Below are 565 nucleotides of genomic sequence, written 5' to 3'. Positions count from 1 at the left end.
AGCGATGAAAGCTTGAATAAGGCCAATCTGCAACCTTATCAACCAAGCCATGTTTGACAGGATTATAGTGCAAATAATCCATATGCTTGATAAAGTCAGACTCGTTTCTAATTTGGTGCTCCAAGAATCGTCTTTGCCATATTCCTCTCTCATTCCGTTTTACTTCTGAAAGGCTCAATGCATCTTTAGTTGAATGATACTGCGGACAAGCTTGCGTGGTTAGCCGTTTTATCTGTGACCAACGCATACTATAGTCAGCATCGTTATCAGGCATTTTCCAAATACAGTGCAAATGGTCAGGTAGTTGCACCCACGCAATAATTTCGAAAGGATACTGCTTCTGAATCTGTCTTATACTACTTTTAAATGCTTTTAAGAAATCAGGTTCGCATAGTATTTTTCTTCGATTGTACGATACCAATGTGAAGAAATAAGTAGCGCCTTGGGTGTACGAACGGATGTACCTTGGCATTTTTATTCCTTTATGGTTTTGATATTGAATCGGTGCGCGGGGCGCACCCTACAAGTCTAGTAATTTCAATTTGCTATTTCATATTCACGCGTT

The 565-nt window shown here is 39.6% G+C and carries 1 protein-coding gene; it reads right to left on the bottom strand.

The features are described from left to right. Nucleotides 1-472 (bottom strand): REP-associated tyrosine transposase (locus ACTXGO_RS16010; RefSeq protein WP_443575218.1); only part of this gene is annotated, 472 nt, incomplete at its 3' end. Nucleotides 473-565 lie beyond the last annotated feature (93 nt).

Source organism: Psychrobacter sp. T6-1 (genome assembly GCF_052258445.1).
This window is presented reverse-complemented; position numbering and strand designations above follow the sequence as displayed.